General features: G+C 54.3%; 19 protein-coding genes and 4 tRNA genes. 18 read left to right on the plus strand and 5 right to left on the minus strand.

The features are described from left to right. The first annotated feature begins 272 nt into the window (after positions 1 to 272). From rho to Q5705_18990, 16 genes are all read left to right on the plus strand, one after another. Complete coding sequence (gene rho / locus Q5705_18915) at positions 273 to 1,532, plus strand: transcription termination factor Rho (protein ID WLI76618.1); 1,260 nt, start codon at positions 273 to 275, stop codon at positions 1,530 to 1,532. 243 nt (positions 1,533 to 1,775) lie between these two features. Next, the gene (gene wecA, locus Q5705_18920; protein ID WLI76619.1) at positions 1,776 to 2,879 is read left to right on the plus strand and encodes a UDP-N-acetylglucosamine--undecaprenyl-phosphate N-acetylglucosaminephosphotransferase; all 1,104 of its coding nucleotides are present in this window, start codon (positions 1,776 to 1,778) and stop codon (positions 2,877 to 2,879) included. Positions 2,880 to 2,892: 13 nt separating this feature from the next. Further along, the gene (wzzE, locus tag Q5705_18925) at positions 2,893 to 3,939 is read left to right on the plus strand and encodes an ECA polysaccharide chain length modulation protein (protein ID WLI76620.1); all 1,047 of its coding nucleotides are present in this window, start codon (positions 2,893 to 2,895) and stop codon (positions 3,937 to 3,939) included. Between the two features lie 55 nt (positions 3,940 to 3,994). Then, positions 3,995 to 5,125 carry a UDP-N-acetylglucosamine 2-epimerase (non-hydrolyzing) gene (gene wecB / locus Q5705_18930; protein ID WLI76621.1) on the plus strand — a complete coding sequence of 377 codons (1,131 nt, stop codon included), beginning with the start codon at positions 3,995 to 3,997 and terminating at the stop codon, positions 5,123 to 5,125. Next, positions 5,122 to 6,384 carry a UDP-N-acetyl-D-mannosamine dehydrogenase gene (wecC, locus tag Q5705_18935; GenBank protein WLI76622.1) on the plus strand — a complete coding sequence of 421 codons (1,263 nt, stop codon included), beginning with the start codon at positions 5,122 to 5,124 and terminating at the stop codon, positions 6,382 to 6,384. Before wecB ends, wecC begins: the two co-directional genes overlap by 4 nt. A gap of 17 nt (positions 6,385 to 6,401) precedes the next feature. Then, a complete protein-coding gene (gene rffC, locus Q5705_18940) occupies positions 6,402 to 7,079 on the plus strand; it encodes a dTDP-4-amino-4,6-dideoxy-D-galactose acyltransferase (protein ID WLI76623.1) in 678 nt (225 codons plus the stop codon). Between the two features lie 4 nt (positions 7,080 to 7,083). Continuing rightward, complete coding sequence (rffA, locus tag Q5705_18945; GenBank protein ID WLI76624.1) at positions 7,084 to 8,214, plus strand: dTDP-4-amino-4,6-dideoxygalactose transaminase; 1,131 nt, start codon at positions 7,084 to 7,086, stop codon at positions 8,212 to 8,214. Between the two features lies 1 nt (position 8,215). After that, positions 8,216 to 9,466 carry a lipid III flippase WzxE gene (wzxE, locus tag Q5705_18950; protein WLI76625.1) on the plus strand — a complete coding sequence of 417 codons (1,251 nt, stop codon included), beginning with the start codon at positions 8,216 to 8,218 and terminating at the stop codon, positions 9,464 to 9,466. Next, positions 9,463 to 10,542: a TDP-N-acetylfucosamine:lipid II N-acetylfucosaminyltransferase gene (locus Q5705_18955; protein WLI76626.1), complete on the plus strand. Its 1,080-nt coding sequence runs from the start codon at positions 9,463 to 9,465 to the stop codon at positions 10,540 to 10,542. Before wzxE ends, Q5705_18955 begins: the two co-directional genes overlap by 4 nt. Further along, positions 10,539 to 11,891, plus strand: coding sequence for an ECA oligosaccharide polymerase (gene wzyE / locus Q5705_18960; GenBank protein ID WLI76627.1), 1,353 nt, complete (start codon positions 10,539 to 10,541; stop codon positions 11,889 to 11,891). Before Q5705_18955 ends, wzyE begins: the two co-directional genes overlap by 4 nt. 12 nt (positions 11,892 to 11,903) lie before the next feature. Further along, positions 11,904 to 12,644: a lipopolysaccharide N-acetylmannosaminouronosyltransferase gene (gene wecG, locus Q5705_18965; protein ID WLI76628.1), complete on the plus strand. Its 741-nt coding sequence runs from the start codon at positions 11,904 to 11,906 to the stop codon at positions 12,642 to 12,644. 254 nt (positions 12,645 to 12,898) lie between these two features. Next, positions 12,899 to 14,284, plus strand: a complete 1,386-nt coding sequence (locus tag Q5705_18970) for an amino acid permease (protein ID WLI76629.1) — start codon at positions 12,899 to 12,901, stop codon at positions 14,282 to 14,284. A 102-nt stretch (positions 14,285 to 14,386) separates the two neighbouring features. Then, positions 14,387 to 14,463, plus strand: a tRNA-Arg gene (locus tag Q5705_18975). Between the two features lie 67 nt (positions 14,464 to 14,530). Next, a tRNA-His gene (locus Q5705_18980) sits at positions 14,531 to 14,606 on the plus strand. Positions 14,607 to 14,635: 29 nt separating this feature from the next. Further along, a tRNA-Leu gene (locus Q5705_18985) sits at positions 14,636 to 14,722 on the plus strand. 135 nt (positions 14,723 to 14,857) lie between these two features. Further along, positions 14,858 to 14,934: transfer RNA gene (locus Q5705_18990), tRNA-Pro, on the plus strand. Between the two features lie 520 nt (positions 14,935 to 15,454). Here the strand turns inward: Q5705_18990 and hemY are convergent. From hemY to hemC, 4 genes are read right to left on the minus strand one after another with little or no spacing between them, the layout of a single operon-like run. After that, positions 15,455 to 16,651 (minus strand): protoheme IX biogenesis protein HemY, encoded by a 1,197-nt coding sequence (hemY, locus tag Q5705_18995; GenBank protein WLI76630.1) that lies wholly within the window; start codon positions 16,649 to 16,651, stop codon positions 15,455 to 15,457. Between the two features lie 2 nt (positions 16,652 to 16,653). Beyond that, on the minus strand, positions 16,654 to 17,817 hold the full coding sequence (gene hemX, locus Q5705_19000) for a uroporphyrinogen-III C-methyltransferase (GenBank protein ID WLI76631.1): 1,164 nt from the start codon (positions 17,815 to 17,817) through the stop codon (positions 16,654 to 16,656). A 21-nt stretch (positions 17,818 to 17,838) separates the two neighbouring features. Then, on the minus strand, positions 17,839 to 18,579 hold the full coding sequence (hemD, locus tag Q5705_19005) for a uroporphyrinogen-III synthase (GenBank protein WLI76632.1): 741 nt from the start codon (positions 18,577 to 18,579) through the stop codon (positions 17,839 to 17,841). Beyond that, entirely contained in the window at positions 18,576 to 19,517 is a 942-nt protein-coding gene (gene hemC / locus Q5705_19010; GenBank protein ID WLI76633.1) for a hydroxymethylbilane synthase, read from the minus strand. The genes hemD and hemC overlap by 4 nt, the downstream gene beginning before the upstream one ends. A gap of 356 nt (positions 19,518 to 19,873) precedes the next feature. Between hemC and cyaA the strand changes: the two genes are divergently transcribed. Beyond that, positions 19,874 to 22,417 (plus strand): class I adenylate cyclase, encoded by a 2,544-nt coding sequence (gene cyaA / locus Q5705_19015; GenBank protein WLI76634.1) that lies wholly within the window; start codon positions 19,874 to 19,876, stop codon positions 22,415 to 22,417. A 39-nt stretch (positions 22,418 to 22,456) separates the two neighbouring features. On the opposite strand, the gene cyaY is transcribed toward cyaA, so the two are convergent. Further along, the gene (gene cyaY, locus Q5705_19020; GenBank protein ID WLI76635.1) at positions 22,457 to 22,777 is read right to left on the minus strand and encodes an iron donor protein CyaY; all 321 of its coding nucleotides are present in this window, start codon (positions 22,775 to 22,777) and stop codon (positions 22,457 to 22,459) included. Between the two features lie 137 nt (positions 22,778 to 22,914). On the opposite strand from cyaY, the gene Q5705_19025 reads away from it, so the two are divergent. Beyond that, on the plus strand, positions 22,915 to 23,118 hold the full coding sequence (locus Q5705_19025; protein ID WLI76636.1) for a lipoprotein: 204 nt from the start codon (positions 22,915 to 22,917) through the stop codon (positions 23,116 to 23,118). The last annotated feature ends 24 nt before the right edge of the window (positions 23,119 to 23,142 follow it).

Below are 23,142 nucleotides of genomic sequence, written 5' to 3' on the forward strand. Positions count from 1 at the left end.
ATTTAGTTTTGACTTCGTTTTGAACATCCTTTAGTTGTTTGAATCTTGCATTACCCCGATACTTCCCGCTGAGCGATACCGCTGCGTAGAGAAGTAGACAGATTCCGGGCTTGTCACTCATTCCGTCTCATCGTTTCAGTTCTGCGTACTTTCCTGTGACCAGGCACCGATCAGACATGAGTTGATGGCCGTTAACAGGCATGGATGACCCTGCCATACCATTCACAACATTAAGTTCGAGTATCACCCCGAGTTTAAGAACCCACACCATTATGAATCTTACCGAATTAAAGAATACGCCGGTTTCTGAGCTGATCACTCTCGGCGAAAATATGGGGCTGGAAAACCTGGCCCGTATGCGCAAACAGGACATCATTTTCGCCATCCTGAAGCAGCACGCGAAGAGTGGCGAAGATATCTTTGGCGACGGTGTGCTGGAGATTTTGCAGGATGGATTTGGTTTCCTCCGTTCCGCAGACAGCTCCTACCTCGCCGGCCCTGACGACATCTACGTATCCCCCAGCCAAATCCGCCGTTTCAACCTCCGCACCGGTGACACCATTTCAGGTAAGATTCGCCCGCCTAAAGAAGGTGAACGTTACTTTGCCCTGCTGAAAGTTAACGAGGTGAACTACGATAAACCGGAAAACGCGCGTAATAAGATTCTGTTCGAGAACTTAACGCCGCTGCACGCGAACTCTCGCCTGCGTATGGAACGTGGTAATGGCTCCACCGAAGACTTAACCGCTCGCGTACTGGATCTGGCGTCGCCAATCGGCCGCGGCCAGCGTGGTCTGATCGTGGCACCGCCGAAAGCCGGTAAAACCATGCTGCTGCAAAACATCGCGCAGAGCATCGCATACAACCATCCTGACTGTGTGCTGATGGTGCTGCTGATTGATGAACGTCCGGAAGAAGTAACAGAAATGCAGCGCCTGGTGAAAGGCGAAGTGGTTGCGTCAACCTTCGATGAACCTGCTTCCCGCCACGTGCAGGTTGCTGAAATGGTTATTGAAAAAGCCAAACGCCTGGTTGAGCACAAGAAAGACGTTATCATTCTGCTCGACTCCATCACCCGTCTGGCTCGCGCTTACAACACCGTCGTTCCGGCGTCCGGTAAAGTGTTGACCGGTGGTGTGGATGCCAACGCCCTGCATCGTCCGAAGCGTTTCTTCGGTGCTGCGCGTAACGTGGAAGAGGGCGGTAGCCTGACCATTATCGCGACCGCGCTTATCGATACCGGTTCGAAAATGGACGAAGTGATTTACGAAGAGTTTAAAGGCACCGGTAACATGGAGCTGCATCTCTCGCGTAAAATCGCTGAAAAACGCGTCTTCCCGGCGATTGATTACAACCGCTCCGGTACCCGTAAAGAAGAGCTGCTTACCACTCAGGAAGAACTGCAAAAAATGTGGATCCTGCGCAAAATCATTCACCCAATGGGTGAGATCGATGCGATGGAGTTCCTCATCAACAAGCTGGCTATGACGAAGACTAATGACGAGTTCTTCGACATGATGAAGCGCTCTTAATTTAAATAAACCTCAGAAGCGCCACGTTTTTACGTGGCGTTTTTCATTTATGGGCTATACGCTATATGCACTGAGACAGGTATTGTCCGACGCTGGCGTCACCCGATAGGTTATTAATCAGCTGAATATCCTACCTGGTTGAAAAGTAAACAATAATACCCGCGTAAGACCTGCATTCTCCTTTTATGGGGCATGGCAACGTCGTTATACTGTCAGGATAAACATTAGCTGAGAGCATGCATTGTGAATCTACTCACTGCTTTTACTGAATTATTCAGTATTTTTTTGTTTACTACGCTTTTCTTATTTATTGCCCGTAAAGTGGCAAAACGGATTGGTCTGGTAGACAAACCCAACTTTCGCAAACGCCATCAGGGACTGATTCCGTTAGTTGGGGGCATTTCAGTCTATGCCGGGATTTGTTTTACCTTTGGCATTACCAATTATTATATTCCGCACGCCGCCCTCTATCTTCTTTGCGCTGGTGCGCTGGTGTTCATCGGTGCGCTGGACGATCGTTTTGATATTAGCGTTAAATTCCGCGCGTCTGTTCAGGCGCTTGTCGCTGTCGTGATGATGGTGGTCGGCAAACTTTATCTGAGTAGTCTGGGGTACATCTTCGGCTCGTGGGAGATGGTGCTCGGCCCCTTTGGTTATCTGCTCACGTTGTTTGCCGTTTGGGCTGCCATCAACGCTTTCAATATGGTCGATGGTATCGATGGCCTGCTGGGCGGACTCTCTTGCGTTTCATTCGCCGCTATCGGTTTTATTTTATGGTTCGACGGGCAATCAAGCCTCGCGCTCTGGTGTTTTGCCATGATCGCCGCAATCCTGCCGTACATTTTGCTAAACCTTGGCGTGCTGGGACGCCGCTACAAAGTCTTTATGGGTGACGCTGGCAGTACGCTCATCGGCTTTACTGTGATCTGGATTTTACTGGAAACGACTCAGGGCAAAACTCATCCCATCAGCCCGGTGACTGCATTGTGGATTATTGCCATTCCGCTGATGGATATGGTCGCGATTATGTATCGTCGCCTGCGTAAAGGCATGAGTCCTTTCTCACCCGATCGCCAGCACATTCATCATCTCATCATGCGTGCAGGTTTTACTTCCCGTCAGGCATTCGTGCTGATCACGCTGGCTGCGGCTCTGCTTGCCAGCATCGGTGTGGTGACGGAGTATCTCCGCCTCATCCCAGAATGGGTAATGTTGGCATTATTCTTGCTAGCGTTCTTTTTGTATGGCTACTGTATTAAACGTGCGTGGAAAGTGGCGCGTTTTATCAAACGGGTAAAACGCAGAATGCGCCGTAACAGAGGTCAAAAATCAACACTAACCAAGTAAAATCGGGAAAGCGATGATTCAACAAGCGTCGGAAACACCTTCAGCGGTTACAGAAAATGAACTGGATATTCGGGGTTTGTTTCGTACTTTGTGGGCTGGAAAATTTTGGATCGCAGGCGTCGCGCTGCTCTTCGCCTTGCTCGCGCTGGTCTGGACCTTCTTTGCCCCTCAGCAATGGGGAGCTACCGCCGTTACCGACCGTCCAACCGTCAACATGCTTGGCGGATACTATTCCCAGCAGCAGTTTTTACGCAATCTGGATGTGAAAGCGAACCTTGCGCCCGCCGATCAAATTTCGGTCATGGATGAAGCGTACAAAGAGTTCATCATGCAGCTTGCCGCCTGGGATACGCGTCGCGATTTCTGGTCGCAAACGGATTACTACAAGCAGCGACAAGTCGGCAACAGCAAAGCCGATGCCGCCATGCTTGATGAGTTAATCAACAATATCCAGTACACGCCCGCAGATATCGTTCGCAACCAGAACGATAACGTGAAGCTGATTGCCGAAACCGCCCCGGACGCGAATAACCTGCTGCGTCAGTATGTTGCTTTCGCCAGCCAGCGCGCCGCCAGCCATCTTAATGACGAACTGAAAGGTGCATGGGCAGCACGGACTATCCAGATGAAAGCGCAGGTGAAGCGTCAGGAAGAGGTGGCAAAAGCGATTTACAACCGGCGTCTGCACAATGTTGAGCAAGCGTTGAGAGTCGCTGAGCAACATAATATCTCGCGCAATGAGACTGAGGTTCCGCCGGACGAGCTGCCGGATTCAGAGCTGTTTATGCTTGGCCGCCCGATGCTCCAGGCACGCCTGGAAAACCTGCAAGCGGTGGGGCCACAGTTCGATCTGGACTATGATCAAAACCGGGCAATGCTAAATACTCTTAACGTTGGCCCAACGCTGGATCCGCGTTTTCAGACTTATCGTTATTTGCGTACACCGGAAGAGCCGGTAAAACGCGACAGCCCGCGTCGTGCTTTCCTGATGATCATGTGGGGTATTGTCGGTGCGTTAACCGGAGCTGGAGTGGCATTAGCGCGCCGCCGTTCGAACTAAACGCCGTCTGAGATGAAGGCGCTGCGCCTTCATCTTCTAACCAAAGAGAATCGTTGTGAAAGTACTGACCGTATTTGGCACACGCCCAGAAGCCATAAAAATGGCTCCTCTGGTACATGCGCTGGCAAAGGATCCTGACTTTGAGGCAAGAGTTTGCGTCACGGCACAGCATCGGGAGATGCTCGATCAGGTGCTAAACCTCTTTTCTATCGTCCCGGATTACGACCTGAATATTATGCGCCCCGGGCAAGGGTTGACGGAAATTACCTGCGGTATCCTCGAAGGTCTGAAACCTATTCTTGAATCATTTCACCCGGATGTGGTGTTAGTTCATGGCGATACGACAACCACTATTGCCGCGAGCCTTGCCGCGTTTTACCAGCGTATTCCCGTTGGTCATGTCGAAGCGGGCCTGCGTACCGGGGATCTCTCTTCCCCCTGGCCTGAAGAAGCTAACCGTACTCTGACGGGTCACCTGGCGATGTACCATTTTGCGCCAACGGAGAACTCTCGTCACAATCTGCGGCGTGAAAATGTCGCCGACAATCGCATTTTCGTTACTGGTAATACGGTCATTGATGCACTCTTCTGGGTGCGCGATAGCGTGATGAACGATCCCTCACGTTACGAAGAGCTGGCGGCGCGTTACCCGTTTCTCGACAATGATAAGAAACTTATTCTGGTCACCGGTCATCGCCGCGAAAGCTTTGGGCGCGGGTTTGAGGATATTTGTCATGCCCTGGCTGACATCGCCGCCGGGCATCAAGATGTGCAAATCATCTACCCGGTGCATCTCAACCCCAACGTTAGCGAGCCGGTAAACCGCATTCTGGGCCATGTTGAAAATGTCTTTTTGATTGAACCACAGGATTACTTGCCGTTCCTGTGGTTGATGAATCACGCCTGGCTGATCCTCACTGATTCCGGCGGCATTCAGGAAGAAGCGCCTTCGCTGGGTAAACCGGTGCTGGTGATGCGTGATACCACCGAGCGTCCGGAAGCTGTGGATGCCGGTACCGTTAAACTTGTCGGCACGGATCGCCAGCGCATTGTGGAAGAGGTGACACGCCTGCTTTATGACAACGATGCCTGGCAGGCCATGAGTCACGCGCACAATCCGTATGGAGACGGGCAGGCATGTGGTCGCATTTTGCACGCACTCAAAAACAATCGGGTAACACTATGAGCTTTACAACCATTTCCGTCATTGGCCTTGGCTATATTGGTCTGCCTACCGCTGCGGCGTTTGCCTCCAGACAAAAGCAGGTGGTTGGCATTGATATCAACGCGCGCGCCGTGGAAACCATTAACCGGGGTGAAATCCACATTGTCGAGCCGGAACTGGATAACGTCGTTAAAGCGGCCGTGGAGGGCGGTTATCTGCGCGCCAGCACCACGCCTGTGGCGGCAGATGCTTACCTGATTGCTGTACCGACGCCGTTCAAAGGCGATCATGAGCCTGACATGGCCTATGTTGAAGCGGCGGCAAAATCCATCGCGCCCGTGCTGAGCAAAGGGGCGCTGGTCATTCTTGAATCCACTTCTCCGGTAGGCGCGACGGAAAAAATGGCCCAGTGGCTTGCCGACGCGCGCCCGGATCTCTCTTTCCCGCAGCAAGCGGGCGAAAACGCTGACGTCAATATCGCCTACTGCCCGGAGCGTGTCTTGCCGGGGCAGGTGATGGTCGAACTGATTAAAAACGATCGGGTGATTGGCGGTATGACGCCGGTTTGTTCCGCCCGTGCCAGCGAGCTGTACAAGATCTTTCTCGAAGGCGAATGTGTGGTGACCAACTCCCGCACGGCGGAAATGTGCAAACTCACCGAAAACAGCTTCCGCGACGTGAACATCGCTTTTGCCAATGAACTGTCGCTGATTTGTGCCGATCAGGGGATTAACGTGTGGGAATTGATTCGCCTGGCGAACCGCCATCCGCGCGTTAATATCCTGCAACCTGGTCCTGGCGTCGGCGGTCACTGCATCGCGGTCGATCCGTGGTTTATTGTGGCGCAAAACCCGCAGCAGGCGCGGCTGATCCGTACCGCGCGGGAAGTGAACGATCACAAACCACATTGGGTGCTGAATCAGGTGAAAGCGACCGTTGCCGATTGCCTGACGGCGAGCGGCAAGCGCGCCAGCGAGGTTAAAATTGCCTGCTTCGGGCTGGCATTTAAACCGAATATCGACGATCTGCGTGAAAGCCCGGCGATGGAAATTGCCCATGACATCGCGCAGTGGCACAGCGGACAAACGCTGGTGGTCGAACCGAATATCAACGAACTGCCGGCGAAACTGGCCGGGCACAGCACGCTGGTCAATACCCTTGATGCGCTGGATCAGGCCGATGTGCTGGTGATGCTGGTCGATCATAAACAATTCAAAGCGGTCGATGCTGCCAGCATCACGCAACCCTGGGTTGTGGATACCAAAGGCGTCTGGCGCTAATACGCGAAGGAAACGGCATGGCTGTTCACGGCACGGTAGAAGAACTGGCATGGGAAAGCGCCTTTTTTGGCCTGCGCAGCGCCATTATTCGCCTCAACCCTGCGGCTCCCACGCTGAGTGGTGCGGATTTTGCACCCTGGGATCGGGTACAGGTAAAACTGGCAGCCGCACACACCCCGCAACTCGACGCCCTGCAACAGCTTGGTTTTCAACTGGTGGAAGGGGAAATCGATCTCGCTTTGCCCGTGCCTGAACAGGGCATCGATCCTGCCGCCAGTGTTGCCACCATTGAGGATATTCCCGCGCTTCGTCAGATGGCGGCGGAGATCTTTGTGCAGAGCCGTTTTCGTACGCCCTGGTATGCGCCCGACGCGAGCGGTCGCTTCTACGCGCAGTGGATAGAAAACGCCGTGAAAGGGGTTTTTGACCACCAGTGCTTACTTTTTCGCGCAGAAAACAGCGACATCAGCGGTTTTGTCTCGCTTCGCCAACTTAATGAGCAAGAAGCACGTATCGGCCTGTTGGCCGGGCGCGGTGAGGGGAAAAAATTAATGCAGGCGGCGTGCCAGTGGGCGCGGCAGCGGCAGTTAACGCTTGTGCGTGTGGCAACCCAGCTTGGGAACACCGCCGCACTTAAACGATACATTCAGAGCGGTGCGAATGTGGAAAGCACTGCCTTTTGGCTATACAGGTGACTCTATGATCCCTTTCAACGCACCACCGGTGGTGGGAACGGAACTCGACTATATACAGTCGGCGATGGGCAGCGGAAAGTTGTGCGGTGATGGCGGTTTTACCCGACGCTGCCAGCAATGGATGGAGCAGCGTTTTCACAGCGCGAAAGTGTTGTTAACCCCATCCTGCACCGCCTCGCTGGAGATGGCCGCGCTGTTGCTGGATATCCAGCCCGGCGACGAAGTGATCATGCCGAGTTATACCTTCGTTTCCACCGCCAATGCCTTTGTGCTGCGCGGTGCGAAAATCGTCTTTGTCGATATCCGCCCGGATACGATGAACATGGATGAAACGCTGATTGAAGCGGCAATCACCGACAAAACCCGCGTTATTGTGCCGGTGCATTACGCGGGTGTTGCCTGCGAGATGGACACCATCATGGCGATCGCCAAAAAGCATAATCTGTTTGTGGTGGAAGATGCCGCGCAGGGCGTGATGTCCACCTACAAAGGGCGGGCGCTGGGCACTATCGGGCATATTGGCTGTTTCAGTTTCCACGAAACGAAAAACTACACCGCTGGCGGCGAAGGCGGCGCGACGCTGATTAACGATCGCGCACTGGTTGAACGCGCTGAGATCATTCGCGAAAAAGGCACTAATCGCAGTCAATTTTTCCGTGGACAGGTCGATAAATACACCTGGCGGGATATCGGTTCGAGTTATTTAATGGCGGACTTGCAGGCGGCTTACTTGTGGGCACAACTGGAATCGGCAGAGCGCATTAACCAGCAGCGTCTGGCGCTCTGGCAAACTTATTACGATGCCCTGACGCCGCTTGCGCGCAGTGGTCGCATTGAGTTGCCATCCATTCCGGCGGATTGCAGCCATAACGCGCACATGTTTTACATCAAGCTGCGCGATGAAGCGGATCGCAGCAAACTGATCGCCTTCCTGAAAGAGGCGGAAATCCTTGCGGTGTTCCACTACATTCCGCTGCATGCTTCACCGGCAGGCGAAAAGTTCGGCGAGTTCCACGGCGAAGACCGCTACACCAGCAAAGAGAGTGAGCGTTTGCTTCGCCTGCCGCTGTTCTACAATCTGGCACCGGTTAATCAGCGTACGGTTATCAGCACTCTGCTGAGTTATTTCAACTGACATGTCGCTGGCAAAAGCATCGGTATGGACTGCCGCAAGCACGCTGGTCAAAATTGGCGCGGGCTTGCTGGTGGTCAAACTCCTTGCGGTGGCTTTCGGGCCATCCGGTGTTGGGCAGGCAGGTAACTTTCGCCAGTTAATTACCGTGCTGGGCGTGCTGGCCGGCGCCGGGATCTTTAACGGCGTTACGAAGTTTGTCGCGCAACATCATGACGATCCCGCGCGCTTACGCGTGGTTGTTGGCACCTCTTCCGCCATGGTGTTGGGGTTCTCAACGCTGCTGGCGCTGGTGTTTCTCTTCGCCGCCGCGCCCATCAGCCAGGGGTTATTCGGCCATACGCAGTATCAGGGGCTGGTGCGGTTAGTCGCGCTGGTTCAAATGGGGATTGCGTGGGCGAACCTGCTGTTGGCAGTGATGAAAGGCTTTCGCGATGCGGCGAGTAACGCGCTGTCGCTGATTATCGGCAGCGTGATTGGCGTGCTGGCGTGGTATCTCTGCTTTAAAGTCGGCGGTTATCAGGGCGCACTGCTGGGGATGGCGCTGGTGCCCGCGCTGGTGGTGATCCCGGCGATGTTGATGCTGATCCGGCGCGGCGCAGTACCGGTGAATTTTTTCAAACCGCAGTGGGATGGCGCACTGGCCGGGCAGCTCAGCAAATTCACCGTGATGGCGTTGATTACTTCGGTGACGCTGCCGCTGGCGTATGTGATGATGCGAAACCAACTGGCGGCGCATTATAGCTGGGATGAAGTTGGTATCTGGCAAGGGGTAAGCACCATTTCCGATGCTTATCTGCAATTTATTACCGCCTCGTTTAGCGTTTATCTGCTGCCTACATTGTCACGGCTGGCGACAAAGCAGGCTATTTCGCGCGAAATTATCAAGTCACTGAGCTTTGTGTTACCGGCGGTGGCAGCCGTGAGTCTCGGTGTCTGGCTGTTGCGCGATGTGGCGATTTGGCTGCTGTTTTCCGATAAATTCGCCGCCATGCGCGATCTGTTCGCCTGGCAGCTGGTCGGGGATGTATTGAAAGTAGGTGCTTACGTATTTGGTTATCTGGTGATAGCCAAAGCGTCGCTGCGCTTTTATATTCTGGCGGAGATTAGCCAGTTCGCGCTGCTAACGCTGTTTTCGCGCGCCTTGATCCCGGTGCACGGCGCGGCAGGCGCGGCGCAGGCGTATATGGCCACTTACATTATTTATTTCGCCCTCTGTTGCGGCGTTTTTTTGATTTGGCGTAAAAAGGCATGACTGCACTGATTCACGTACTGGGATCGGATATCCCACACCATAACCAAACTGTGCTGCGCTTCTTTAACGACACACTTGCGGCCTCGGGAGAGCATGCCCGCGAGTTTATGGTCGTCGGGCGCGATGACGAGCAGCGTGCGGCGTATCCCGCGCTGACGCTGCATTTTTACCCGGATAAAAAAACGCTGGCGAAAGCGCTTATCGCACAGGCGAAAGCCCAGCGTCAGCAGCGATTCTTCTTCCACGGCCAGTTTAATTTTGATCTCTGGCTGGCCTTGCTGCGGGGCGCCATCAAGCGCGATCAGTTTTACTGGCACGCCTGGGGCGCCGATCTGTATGAAGTCTCCCGCAGCCTCAAATTCCGCCTCTTTTATCCGCTGCGCCGCCTGGCCCAGCGCCGCGTTGGTTGCATTTTTGCCACGCGCGGCGATCTGGCGTGGTTCGGCCAGCGCAATCCTTTGGTTCGCGGTGAACTGCTCTATTTCCCGACGCGGATGGATCCGGCGCTGAACACCCTGGCGCATGATGTGCAGCGGGACGGCAAACTGACGATTCTGGTGGGTAACTCCGGCGATCCAAGCAATGAACATATAGCCGCTTTGCAGGCTGTCCATCGCCAGTTTGGCGATACGGTGAATGTGATTGTGCCCATGGGTTACCCGGCCAATAACGGCAGCTATATCGATGCGGTGCGCAGTGCCGGGCTGGCGTTATTCAGCGCGGAAAACTTACGCATCCTGCACGAGAAAATGGCCTTTGATGACTATCTCGATCTGCTGGGGCAGTGCGATGTGGGCTATTTCATCTTTGCCCGCCAGCAGGGGATCGGCACGATGTGTTTGCTGATTCAGGCGGGGGTTCCGTGTGTGTTAAATCGCGAAAATCCGTTCTGGCGTGATATGGTGGCCGAAGGTATTCCGGTGCTGTTTACCGGCGATGAACTGAACGATGCGGTGATCCGCGAAGCCCGCCGCCAACTGGTGGCGGTGGATAAAAACGCCATCACCTTCTTTAGCCCAAATTACGAAACGCTCTGGCATAAAGCGCTGCGTACTGCTGCGGGGATCACCGGATGAGCCCACTCGAATTTTGCGGATTGTTTATTCTCTGGCTGGTGGCGACGCTGTTTATCGCCACGCTGACCTGGTTTGAATTTCGCCGCGTGCGGTTTAACTTTAACGTCTTTTTCTCGCTGCTCTTTTTACTGACCTTCTTCTTCGGCTTCCCGCTCACCAGTATCCTGGTGTTCCGCTTCAACGTGGGCGTTGCACCGCCCGGCGTGCTGATGCAGACGTTGCTGGCGGCGATGTGCTTCTACGGCATCTATTACGTGACCTACAAAACCAGGCTGCGAACCCCGTCGTCGCTTACGCCGCGTCGGCCGCTGTTCACCATCAACCGGGTCGAAGCGCATCTGACGTGGGTAATGCTGATGGCAATCGCGTTGGTAAGCGTCGGTATCTTCTTTATGAACAACGGTTTTCTGCTGTTTCGCTTACAGTCTTATAGCCAGATTTTCTCCAGTGAAGTCTCCGGCGTGGCGCTTAAGCGCTTCTTCTACTTCTTTATTCCGGCGATGCTGGTGGTTTATTTTCTGCGCCAGAACGCGCAGGCGTGGCTCTTCTTCCTGGTGAGCACCGTGGCGTTTGGTCTGCTGACCTATATGATCGTTGGCGGCACGCGCGCCAATATTATTATCGCCTTTGCGATCTTCTTGTTCATCGGCATTATTCGCGGCTGGATTTCGCTGTGGATGCTGGCGGCGGCGGGCGTGCTCGGTATTGTCGGCATGTTCTGGCTGGCGCTGAAACGCTACGGGTTGAATGTCAGCGGCGATGAAGCGTTCTATACCTTTTTGTACCTGACGCGCGACACCTTTTCGCCGTGGGAAAACCTCGCGCTGCTGCTGCAAAACTACGACAAGATTGAGTTCCAGGGCCTTGCGCCTATCGTACGGGATTTCTATGTTTTTATTCCGTCCTGGCTGTGGCCTTCGCGCCCTGGCATCGTGCTTAACACGGCAAACTACTTTACGTGGGAAGTGCTGAATAACCACTCCGGGCTGGCTATTTCACCGACGCTTATCGGCTCATTACTGGTAATGGGCGGCGTCTGGTTTATTCCGCTTGGCGCGGTGGTGGTTGGGCTTATCATCAAATGGTTCGACTGGTTGTATACGCTGGGCAACCGGGAGACGAATCGCTATAAAGCGGCAATTCTGCATAGCTTCTGCTTTGGCGCGATTTTCAACATGATTGTGCTGGCGCGTGAAGGGCTGGATTCGTTCGCTTCCCGGGTGGTGTTTTTCCTCGCCATCTTTGGCTTCTGCCTGCTGGTGGCGAAATTGCTGTACTGGCTGTTTGATAGTGCGGGTCTGATACAACGCCGCGAGGCGCGTGCAGTAAAACCTCTCTCCCAGGTGTGAAAAGGATGAAACATGACGGATAAGACGGCGGCGGCGCTGTACGACCTGCGCGGCCTGAAGTTGATCGGCTGGCGTGATATGCAACACGCGCTGGATCACCTCTATGCGGGCGGCAGACTTAAGCAGGGTACGCTGGTGGCGATCAACGCCGAAAAGATGCTGACCATTGAGGATGACGCGCAGGTGCGTGCGCTTATCGAGGCGGCGGAATTTAAATATGCCGACGGCATTAGCGTGGTGCGCTCCGTGCGTAAAAAGTTCCCGCAGGCGCAGGTCTCGCGCGTTGCCGGGGCTGATTTATGGGAAGCGTTAATGGCGCGGGCAGGAGAGACGGGCACGCCGGTGTTCCTTGTCGGCGGCAAGCCCGAGGTGCTGGCGCAAACCGAGCAGAAACTGCGTACGCAGTGGCAGGTCAATATCGTTGGCCGCCAGGATGGTTACTTTAAACCGGAGCAGCAACAGGCGTTGTTTGAGGCAATCCGCGACAGCGGCGCAAAAATCGTGACGGTAGCGATGGGGTCGCCGCGCCAGGAGATTTTTATGCGTGATTGCCGCGCCGTTTACCCGGATGCGCTCTATATGGGCGTGGGCGGCACTTACGATGTTTTTACCGGGCACGTAAAGCGCGCCCCGAAAGTCTGGCAGCATTTGGGGCTGGAGTGGCTATACCGCTTGCTGTCGCAGCCTTCCCGCCTGAAACGCCAGCTGCGCCTGCTGCGTTATTTGCGTTGGCACTACAGCGGAAAACTCTGAACATCCCCGGCGGCGTAATGCGCTGCCTTTTCCCTTCTTATTGTTGCTTTATTGTGCATCATGCCGTTTTTTTTGATACATCGTTTGCCATTTTCCTCAATTTAAGAAACCATTCGCTCACTCATTGCAACGCCGTAGTGTTTTTTGCGCCACCCCTTTTCGGGTCGGTGCAGCATGGCCTGTTATGAGCCGAGGAAAACTCATAACAATAACCCGCAGAGCGGGGAGAAAGAAGCAAACACAACAGAGGATTTATGGCCGAAAAACAACCAGAACTTCAGCGTGGACTGGAGTCTCGTCATATCGAATTAATCGCCCTGGGCGGCACTATCGGCGTTGGTCTGTTTATGGGCGCTGCCAGCACGTTGAAATGGGCGGGCCCGTCAGTACTGCTGGCCTATATCATTGCCGGTCTTTTCGTCTTCTTTATTATGCGTTCGATGGGCGAAATGCTGTTTCTTGAGCCGGTAGCCGGTTCGTTCGCTGTCTACGCACACCGTTATATGAGCCCGTTCTTTGGCTATCTCACCGCCTGGTCCTACTGGTTTATGTGGATGGCGGTGGGGATTTCGGAAATTACCGCCATTGGCGTTTACGTCCAGTTCTGGTTCCCGGATCTTGCTCAGTGGATACCCGCGCTTATTGCGGTGGGGCTGGTGGCGCTGGCGAACCTGGCGGCCGTGCGGCTGTACGGTGAGATTGAGTTCTGGTTCGCGATGATCAAAGTCACCACCATTATCGTGATGATTGTGGTGGGTCTGGGCGTTATCTTCTTTGGTTTCGGCAACGGCGGGCATTCCATTGGTTTCAGCAATCTGACTGAACACGGCGGCTTCTTTGCCGGTGGCTGGAAAGGTTTTTTGACTGCGCTCTGTATTGTTGTCGCCTCTTACCAGGGCGTTGAGCTGATCGGTATTACCGCCGGTGAAGCGAAAAACCCGCAGGTCACTTTGCGCAGCGCAGTAAGCAAAGTGCTGTGGCGCATCCTGATTTTCTATGTGGGCGCGATTTTCGTTATCGTGACTATCTTCCCGTGGAACCAAATCGGTACCCATGGCAGCCCGTTTGTGCTGACCTTCGCGAAGATCGGCATTGCCGCTGCGGCAGGGATCATCAACTTTGTGGTACTGACGGCGGCGCTTTCCGGTTGTAACAGCGGGATGTATAGCTGCGGGCGTATGCTTTATGCGCTGGCGAAGAACCGCCAGTTGCCGGCTGCGGTGGCAAAAGTGTCCAAAAGCGGCGTTCCGGCGATGGGCGTGACGATTTCCATCATTATTCTGCTGGTCGGCTCGTGCCTGAACTACATCATTCCTAACCCGCAACAGGTGTTTGTTTATGTTTATAGCGCCAGCGTATTGCCGGGCATGGTGCCGTGGTTCGTGATCCTGATTAGCCAACTGCGTTTTCGTAAAGTGCATAAAGCCGCAATTGCCAGCCATCCGTTCCGCTCAATACTGTTCCCGTGGGCGAACTGGCTCACCATGGCGTTCCTGGTGTGCGTGTTGATCGGCATGGGTTTCAATGAAGATACCCGTATGTCACTGTTTGTTGGTGTTATCTTCCTTGCTGCGGTGACCCTTGCGTATAAGGTGTTTGGCCTCAATCGGCATGCGGTAACACAGCGGGTGGGTGAATAAGAGGCAAAGTGCGCAAAGCATAACCAAACGCGCATTTTCTTCAAAAAAGCACTAGACAGCCGCGCCCGAAGTCCGTACTATCCACCCCCGCAACGGCGCTACGCGCCCGTAGCTCAGCTGGATAGAGCGCTGCCCTCCGGAGGCAGAGGTCTCAGGTTCGAATCCTGTCGGGCGCGCCATTTTAACCCGGCGCTTGAGCTGCGGTGGTTCGTGAATTTACGATACCGCGTGAACAGATTTACAGTGGTGGCTATAGCTCAGTTGGTAGAGCCCTGGATTGTGATTCCAGTTGTCGTGGGTTCGAGTCCCATTAGCCACCCCATTATTTTGCAGTAAAAGTTTCGTGGAAATGCGAAGGTGGCGGAATTGGTAGACGCGCTAGCTTCAGGTGTTAGTGTCCTTACGGACGTGGGGGTTCAAGTCCCCCCCCTCGCACCACAACTTTGATTGAACAAAAAAGTCAAAAAGCAGTAAAAACGGCGAGTAGCGCAGCTTGGTAGCGCAACTGGTTTGGGACCAGTGGGTCGGAGGTTCCAACTTTGATTGAACAAAAAAGTCAAAAAGCAGTAAAAACGGCGAGTAGCGCAGCTTGGTAGCGCAACTGGTTTGGGACCAGTGGGTCGGAGGTTCGAATCCTCTCTCGCCGACCAATTTTGAACCCCGCGCAAGCGGGGTTTTTTGTTTTCTGTTATCCGCCATCTCCCCTTTTGCTTTCTGTTGCTTATATACGACACATCTCGTTTATCTTGTCTCTTATCAGAGACATTTAACTTCCTGATTTATAAATATTTATATAATTACCCTGGTATATGTCGTTCTGTGGCGACAAATTAACGGGTGGAAAGCGGGAGAAGGTCTCTCCAGGGGAATTAGAAGGCCTGAATTTCCTGATTTCTTAAAAGATTGCATGATGCACGGTTTGTTAATGCGATGTTGGCACGGTATATGCAATAATACAGGCGTAGATGCTCATTCCATCTCTTATGTTCGCCATCTGGCCTCATAAACTCAGGAATGATGCAGAGCCGTTTACGGTGCTTATCGTCCAAAGAGAGATGTCGCTTCGGCCTCATCAAACACCATGGGCATAACGTTGAGTGAAGCACCATTTAGTTGTCACAAGACCTGTTTTAACGCCTGTCAGTGAATACCGACAGGCGTTTTTTTATATCAGGAAGGCGGGTTGTTTTGCAGGGTCAACAGCAAGCCATCACGACGCATAATTGCGGCTTCTTCGGGTTGACGTAAACGGTCGAGGCAATCGGCGAGCCATGCGTAATCGAACGGGTCAGGACGCTGTTTCAGCGCGGCGCGAAAAGCCAACGTTGCTTCCTGCCACTCTCCATGTTTCATCAGCGATTGACCGAGTGTGCTCCACAGCAGCGGGCGATCGCCCTGGGTTTTGATCTGCTGGCGCAGCACTTTTTCGATCTGTTCCGGGTTATTGGTTTTGAGACGCGGGATCACCATCACCAGACGATCGTCATACTGACGTTTCAGGCCGTCGAGAATAATTCCCTGCGCGGTATCGTGATCGTCGCATTCAATCAGATGCTCTGCCATCGCTACCTGCAACACCACCTGCTGGCGGGTTTTGCGGCTCTGGTTTTTCCACCAGCTTTTCAGCCCTTCACTGCCCTGATCGGCGCGCGCCTGATCCATAATGCCAATCCACGCCTGCTGTTGTAGCGCATCGCGATGATCATCATCACCGACATTGGCTTTGGCCATCGACGGAATGATGTCCAGCAGCGACGTCCAGGCTCCGGTACGAATGTAGGCCTGCTCAGCCAAACGCAGCACTTCTGGATGGCGCGGCGCGACTTCCAGCAGCTTATCTACGCCATGGCGCGCAGCATGGTTTTCATTGCGTGCCAGTTGCAGGCGTACGCGGGTGATCTCCACCGGAATCGGATCGCTTTCCGCCAATTCTGCCGCACGCTGTAAATGTTGATTAGCCCGCATTTCATCGCCGCGCTGCTGGGCCGCTTCCGCTGCCAGCAAATAGTTCACCACCGGTTGCTCAGCGTGATCGGCATTTTTCGACATCAGCTTCTCAACCTGCTGATAATCGCCCTCTGCCAGTTTCAGCAAAGCTTGCTCCGTTTGCTTACGGGCGCGGCGACGCTTACGGCCAACAAACCAGCCGCGGGTATGCGCACCGGTACGAAAAATGCGACGCAGCAGCCATTCAAGAGCAAACATCACCACCAGCGTCAGCACCAGAATGATCACAAGTCCCGTGACGCTGGTTTCAATGTTGTAATTATCGGTCTGGATCAGCACATAGCCCTGATGCCCGGCGAGCATCGGGCCGAGCACAATCCCGGCCATTAACAGTGCAAAGAGTAACAGTACTTTCAACATGCTTATTCTCCCTGCGCTGCATCGGCGGGCGCGGCCGGTGCCTGTTCAGACGCCGCTGCTGGCTGCGCAAGCAGGTTGCGTACGCGGGTCTGCATCAGTTTTTCCAGAATGGGCTGGCTTTGCAGCGACTCCGGCAAATCCATGGCGATGGTTTGCTGGCTCAGCTTGTCCACTTCTTCAAGAAACGCTTTGGTCGCGGCATCATCGGTGTCGTAGTAAGCGCGCACCCAGGTAGAAACATTATCCAGCGCCTGTTTGTAGGTCTCTTCCTGGTGGCGCGGTACCGCCTGCGCGGCCACCAGCAGTCGGGAGCGAATATTCTCGCGCAGATAGATGTCCTGATTCGGGGCTAACAACGGCACGGCGGTTTCATCACGGCGGCGAATGGTAATAAAGCTGTCCATAAAGTTCTGCCAGCTTTTTTGCAGGTTCACACGCCATTCGCTGATAGAACTGGACAGCTCATCACTGTCGGCGTCCATCGGCGAATCATCATCGTTATTATCGGCAAGGCGCAGGTTATCAATCTGGTTGGAGAGCTGATTCAGCTTGAGGATTGCGCCGTCGTAATCCACCTGCGAAATGGTTGACAGGCTGGCGATATCATCGGTAATGGCGCGACGTGCGGTAATCAGGCTCGGGTCGTTCATATCCGCCAGGCTGGCATCGGCGCTTTTCAGCAGTGCCGCTGCGGTAGTGACATCTTGATCGCTCCACAATTTACGGCCAGCCAGTTTCACCAGGAAATCGGCCTGCGCAAGCTGCCAGGTTTTGGCGTCGGAGCCAGAAATGGTGGCGACTTTCTGCTGAACTTCATCCAGTTGCTTCGCCAGCGCATCGTTCTGGCGCTTTGCCGCTTCAAGCTCAGTGGCCTGCTGTTTGATAACGCCTTCCAGCTCGCTGCGCTGCTTATCCTGCGCCTGCTGTAGAGCGATAACCTGGTCGGCTATCTCACCATTATTGGTATGCAGGGCTGCTGTTTGCTGTTTTACCCAGCCATAAAGCCCAGCGCCCGATGCCAGCGCAATGGCGATGGCAATCGCGCTTAGCGCAAGGCTGGTCCTGTTAGCGCGTGTATTCTTCTCTGCTTTCTCCGGCGGCGGCGTTGCGCCGTCAGCCGCTTTGGTCTCTTCAACCACGGCGGAGGAGTTTTCGTGTTCCGTCATTATGGCTTCCCATTATGAGAGTTATTGTAATGCGCGAAGCAGCGCATCGTTGTCGGCATTGTCAGCGACCCGAATGTCTTGCCAGCCCAGTTCCCGGGCGAGGTGCGCCAGACGTTCGCTTACCACAACCAGGCGGCAGCGAAGTAACCAGTTCTCCCGATACCAGGGAGGAATAAGTGAAAACAGTTGCCGCATCATTTCGCCGCTGGTGACCACAAGTGTCGTCACACCGCGGGTATGCCAGCGCATCGCTTCTTCTGCACCGTCATATAATTTCGCACTGCGTTGATAACATTCGCAAAATTCAACCTGCGCACCGCGCTCTGCCAGGGTTTCCGCCAGCAATTCGCGCCCGCCGTTTCCCCGTAAGATTAGCGCATGCTTGCCATGAATACTTTGCAATTCAGGTAATTGTAGCAACACTTCACTGATTTCCCGATCGTGCGGGTAGCGCACATTAATGCCGCTTACCGTATGCTGCGCCAGCGCTGTGCTGCGGCCAATGGCGAAATAGTGCGGTTCGGCTGGAAAACGCAGGCCCGCCTGTTGCAGATACGCATGGGCGAAAGCCACCGCATGCTGCGACAGAACAAAAACCATATCGTCTGCGCGTAATGCGATGAGCCGTTCAGGCAGGGAAGGTAATTCACGGCCCGGCGTGAATTCAATCAACGGAAAGCTCCAGGCCACCAGCCCCAGTGTGCGCAGTCGGCTCACTAATTCTTCCCCGGCGGGGGATGGGCGGGTGACCAGGATACTCATGCGGGGGCATCTCCGTTGTAAATTTCAGCGAGAATAGCGCGCGCGCCATTATCCAGTAACTCTTCCGCCAGCGAGATACCCAGCTTTTCGGCATCCTCCGGGCGGCCACGACGCTCGCCGCGTACCATGATGGTGCCATCCGGCGCGCCGACCAGACCGCGCAGCCAGATCTCGTCACCAACAAGTTCAGCATAGCTGCCGATCGGCACCTGGCAGCCGCCTTCAAGCCGGGTGTTCATTGCCCGCTCGGCTTTAACGCGAATGGCCGTGTCATCGTGATTCAGCGGCTGAAGCAGTGCGCGTGTCCGCGCATCATCAAGGCGACATTCAACGCCGACCGCGCCCTGGCCCACCGCGGGCAGCGAGATTTCAGGCGGCAGCGCCCAACGTACGCGAGCGTTCAGGCCCAGGCGGTTGAGACCTGCGACCGCAAGAATAATGGCGTCGTATTCACCGTTATCCAGTTTGCTCAGCCGGGTCCCGACGTTACCGCGCAGAGAGCGGATCACCAGATCCGGGCGCAGCTCCGCTAATTGACACTGGCGGCGTAAACTCGACGTGCCAACGATGCTGCCAGCGGGCAGTTCGTCCAGCGAGTTATAGCGGTTTGACACAAACGCATCGCGCGGATCGTCGCGCTCACAGATGGTGACCAGACCAAGCCCTTCGGGGAAATCGACCGGGACATCTTTCATGGAATGCACGGCGATATCGGCGCGGTTTTCAAGCAGTGCCAGCTCGAGTTCTTTCACGAACAGTCCTTTGCCGCCTACTTTCGCCAGCGGTGTATCGAGGATCACGTCACCGCGCGTGACCATGGGCACCAGTTCAACCGTTAATCCCGGATGGCTCGCTTCGAGGCGCTCTTTAACGTAATGTGCCTGCCAAAGCGCAAGAGGGCTTTGCCGTGTGGCAATTCTTAAAACATTGTCTAACATGCTTGGTACCGTCGTTATCGTCCGTTGACCATCCTAACATTGTTGCATTAGGGTGTCAGTGCTCACGGTTGATTGCTGGCGGCACCCCGCCAAACAAGCGCAGCGCGGGCTGTAATTCGGAATTTACAGAATGCATTTAATGCTACACTGGTTTGTAGCGCATCTTTCTTTACGGTCAATGAGCAAGGTGTTAGATTGATCACGTTTTAGACCATTTTTTCGTCTGTCCTCACATAACGATAAAGTCGAAAAAATGGCAACGGCTACTTTGGATTTTCTGTATACACAACGTTATTCAAGCTACAGCCTACAAAACATCAGCTTGAAAGACGTGTATAAACATCAGGCGATATGTCTTGTACCTCTATATTGAGACTCTAAAACAGCGACTGGATGCCATTAATCAACTGCGTGTGGATCGCGCGCTTGCTGCCATGGGCCCTGCCTTTCAGCAGGTATACAGTCTGCTGCCGACATTACTGCACTATCACCATCCGCTGATGCCGGGCTACCTCGAAGGTAACGTTCCCCAGGGCATTTGCCTTTACACGCCTGATGAAAACCAACTTCACTACCTGAACGAACTTGAGCTGAACCGTGGCCTGCCCGCGCAGGAGTCGCCGCAAGGCGAACTGCCGATTACGGGCGTTTACTCCATGGGCAGCACCTCTTCGGTTGGGCAAAGCTGTTCTTCTGACCTGGATATCTGGGTCTGTCATCAATCCTGGCTCGATAACGAAGAGCGCCAACTGTTACAGCGCAAATGCAGCCTGCTGGAAAGCTGGGCTGCCTCGCTGGGCGTTGAAGTCAGTTTCTTCCTGATTGATGAAAACCGTTTCCGCCATAACGAAAGTGGCAGTCTCGGCGGCGAAGATTGCGGCTCAACGCAGCATATCTTATTGCTGGACGAGTTTTACCGCACCGCCGTGCGCCTGGCCGGTAAACGTATTCTGTGGAATATGGTGCCGGGCGACGAAGAAGAGCATTACGACGATTATGTGATGACGCTTTACGCGCAGGGCGTGCTGACGCCGAATGAATGGCTGGACCTGGGCGGCTTAAGCTCGCTCTCTGCGGAAGAGTATTTCGGTGCCAGCCTGTGGCAGCTCTATAAAAGTATCGATTCACCGTACAAAGCGGTGTTGAAAACCCTGCTGCTCGAAGCCTATTCCTGGGAATATCCCAATACGCGCCTGCTGGCGAAAGACATCAAACAGCGCCTGCATGATGGCGAGATCGTCTCGTTCGGTCTCGATCACTACTGCATGATGCTGGAACGCGTAACTCATTACCTGGAAGCCATTGAAGACACCACGCGTCTCGACCTGGTGCGTCGATGTTTCTATTTAAAAGTGTGCGAGAAACTGAGCCGCGAGCGCGCCTGCGTTGGCTGGCGTCGTGAAGTAATCACGCAATTGGTGAGAGAGTGGGGTTGGGACGACGCGCGCGTTGCAATGCTTGATAACCGCGCAAACTGGAAAATCGATCAGGTACGCGAAGCGCACAACGAACTGCTCGATGCGATGATGCAGAGCTACCGTAACCTGATCCGCTTCGCCCGCCGCAATAACCTGAGCGTTTCCGCCAGTCCGCAGGATATCGGGGTGTTGACCCGTAAACTGTACGCGGCGTTTGAAGCTCTGCCGGGGAAAGTCACGCTGGTGAACCCGCAAATTTCACCGGATCTTTCCGAACCGAATTTGACCTTTATTCATGTGCCGCCGGGTCGTGCCAACCGTACGGGTTGGTATCTCTACAACCGCGCGCCGAACATGGACTCCATCGTCAGCCACCAGCCGCTGGAATATAACCGCTACCTGAACAAACTGGTGGCCTGGGCCTGGTTCAACGGCCTGCTGACATCGCGTACGCATCTGTTTATTAAAGGCAACGGCATTGTTGATTTGCCGAAGTTGCAGGAAATGGTGGCGGATGTTTCCCATCACTTCCCGCTGCGTTTGCCCGCGCCGACGCCGAAAGCACTCTATAGCCCCTGCGAAATTCGCCATCTGGCGATCATTGTTAACCTGGAATACGACCCGACTGCGGCGTTCCGTAACCAGGTGGTGCATTTTGATTTCCGCAAGCTTGATGTCTTTAGCTTCGGTGAGCAGCAAAACTGCCTGGTGGGCAGCGTGGATCTGCTGTATCGCAACTCGTGGAATGAAGTGCGAACCCTGCACTTCAACGGCGAGCAGGCGATGATCGAAGCGCTGAAAACGATTCTGGGCAAAATGCACCAGGACGCTGCGCCGCCGGATAGCGTCGAAGTGTTCTGCTATAGCCAGCATTTGCGCGGCCTTATCCGCACGCGCGTACAGCAACTCGTTTCCGAATGTATTGAACTGCGCCTTTCCAGTACGCGCCAGGAAACGGGGCGCTTCAAAGCCCTGCGCGTAGCCGGTCAGACCTGGGGCCTGTTCTTTGAGCGCCTGAATGTTTCGGTACAAAAACTGGAAAACGCCATCGAATTTTACGGCGCGATTTCCCACAACAAGCTGCACGGGCTGTCGGTACAGGTGGAAACCAATCACGTCAAATTACCGGCGGTGGTAGACGGTTTTGCCAGCGAAGGGATTATTCAGTTCTTCTTTGAAGAGGCGGGCGAAGAGGGCTTTAACATCTATATTCTGGATGAGAGCAATCGCGCGGAAGTCTATCACCACTGCGAAGGCAGCAAAGAGGAACTGGTGCGTGACGTGAGCCGCTTCTTCTCGTCTTCCCATGACCGTTTCACCTACGGCTCAAGCTTTATCAACTTCAACCTGCCGCAGTTCTACCAGATTGTGAATGTTGAAGGGCGTGCGCAGGTGATCCCATTCCGCAATCAAACGATCAGCACCGCGTCTCCGGCAAATCAGGATAACGACGCGCCACTGTTGCAGCAGTACTTCTCTTAAAAATCTTAAAAAGATGCCCGGACACCCGGGCATGCGTGATTAACGGAACGTTACTGTTTCGCCCGCTTGCTGGCTTGCTGCCTGCTCCAGTAGATCCCAGAACGTTTCGCCACTGCGGTCGCACACCCATTCGTCACCTTGCAGATCAAAATGGTAACCGCCCTGTTTGGTTGCCAGCCACACCTGGTGCAGCGGCTCCTGGCGGTTAATGATGATTTTACTGCCATTTTCAAAGCTGATGGTTAACACGCCGCCATTGATTTCGCAGTCGATATCGCTATCGCCGTCCCAGTCATCCAGGCGTTCTTCAATGGTGAGCCACAGGCCGTCGGCGAGGCGATGAAATTCACTGTCGTTCATTCTGATTTCCCGTTTTTTTACGTTGGCAGCAGTATAACGCGAAACATTTCCCGGTGTCCTGAACGCGCAAACTCTTGCTTTTGTGTCTTCTCCTGCGATGATAGAGCGCAGAAAGAACGAACTTACAGGCAACGATAATGAAAGATGTGTTCCGCACGCTGGCCGTCCTGCTGACTCTGTTCAGCTTAACGGGTTGTGGTCTGAAAGGGCCGCTTTACTTCCCTCCGGCAGATAAAAACGCGCCGCCGCCCACCAAAAATCAGGAAAGCACCATCGAGACGACGATCCCGGATAGCAACGATCGGGGCGATACCGGCTCGCCGACCCAGGTGAATTATTGACGTTACCGTTCTGTATCCGCGTAA

It is taken from the genome of Kosakonia sp. H02 (assembly GCA_030704225.1).
Lineage (GTDB): Bacteria > Pseudomonadota > Gammaproteobacteria > Enterobacterales > Enterobacteriaceae > Kosakonia.

What these genes read in the sequence shown, in the direction of transcription:
- rho (WLI76618.1), top strand. Translation starts at nt 273, where the DNA reads ATGAATCTTACCGAATTAAAGAATACGCCGGTTTCTGAGCTGATCACT.
- wzzE (WLI76620.1), top strand. Translation starts at nt 2,893, where the DNA reads ATGATTCAACAAGCGTCGGAAACACCTTCAGCGGTTACAGAAAATGAA.
- wecC (WLI76622.1), top strand. Translation starts at nt 5,122, where the DNA reads ATGAGCTTTACAACCATTTCCGTCATTGGCCTTGGCTATATTGGTCTG.
- rffC (WLI76623.1), top strand. Translation starts at nt 6,402, where the DNA reads ATGGCTGTTCACGGCACGGTAGAAGAACTGGCATGGGAAAGCGCCTTT.
- rffA (WLI76624.1), top strand. Translation starts at nt 7,084, where the DNA reads ATGATCCCTTTCAACGCACCACCGGTGGTGGGAACGGAACTCGACTAT.
- wzxE (WLI76625.1), top strand. Translation starts at nt 8,216, where the DNA reads ATGTCGCTGGCAAAAGCATCGGTATGGACTGCCGCAAGCACGCTGGTC.
- Q5705_18955 (WLI76626.1), top strand. Translation starts at nt 9,463, where the DNA reads ATGACTGCACTGATTCACGTACTGGGATCGGATATCCCACACCATAAC.
- wzyE (WLI76627.1), top strand. Translation starts at nt 10,539, where the DNA reads ATGAGCCCACTCGAATTTTGCGGATTGTTTATTCTCTGGCTGGTGGCG.
- wecG (WLI76628.1), top strand. Translation starts at nt 11,904, where the DNA reads ATGACGGATAAGACGGCGGCGGCGCTGTACGACCTGCGCGGCCTGAAG.
- Q5705_18970 (WLI76629.1), top strand. Translation starts at nt 12,899, where the DNA reads ATGGCCGAAAAACAACCAGAACTTCAGCGTGGACTGGAGTCTCGTCAT.
- hemY (WLI76630.1), bottom strand. Translation starts at nt 16,651, where the DNA reads ATGTTGAAAGTACTGTTACTCTTTGCACTGTTAATGGCCGGGATTGTG.
- hemX (WLI76631.1), bottom strand. Translation starts at nt 17,817, where the DNA reads ATGACGGAACACGAAAACTCCTCCGCCGTGGTTGAAGAGACCAAAGCG.
- hemD (WLI76632.1), bottom strand. Translation starts at nt 18,579, where the DNA reads ATGAGTATCCTGGTCACCCGCCCATCCCCCGCCGGGGAAGAATTAGTG.
- hemC (WLI76633.1), bottom strand. Translation starts at nt 19,517, where the DNA reads ATGTTAGACAATGTTTTAAGAATTGCCACACGGCAAAGCCCTCTTGCG.
- cyaY (WLI76635.1), bottom strand. Translation starts at nt 22,777, where the DNA reads ATGAACGACAGTGAATTTCATCGCCTCGCCGACGGCCTGTGGCTCACC.
- Q5705_19025 (WLI76636.1), top strand. Translation starts at nt 22,915, where the DNA reads ATGAAAGATGTGTTCCGCACGCTGGCCGTCCTGCTGACTCTGTTCAGC.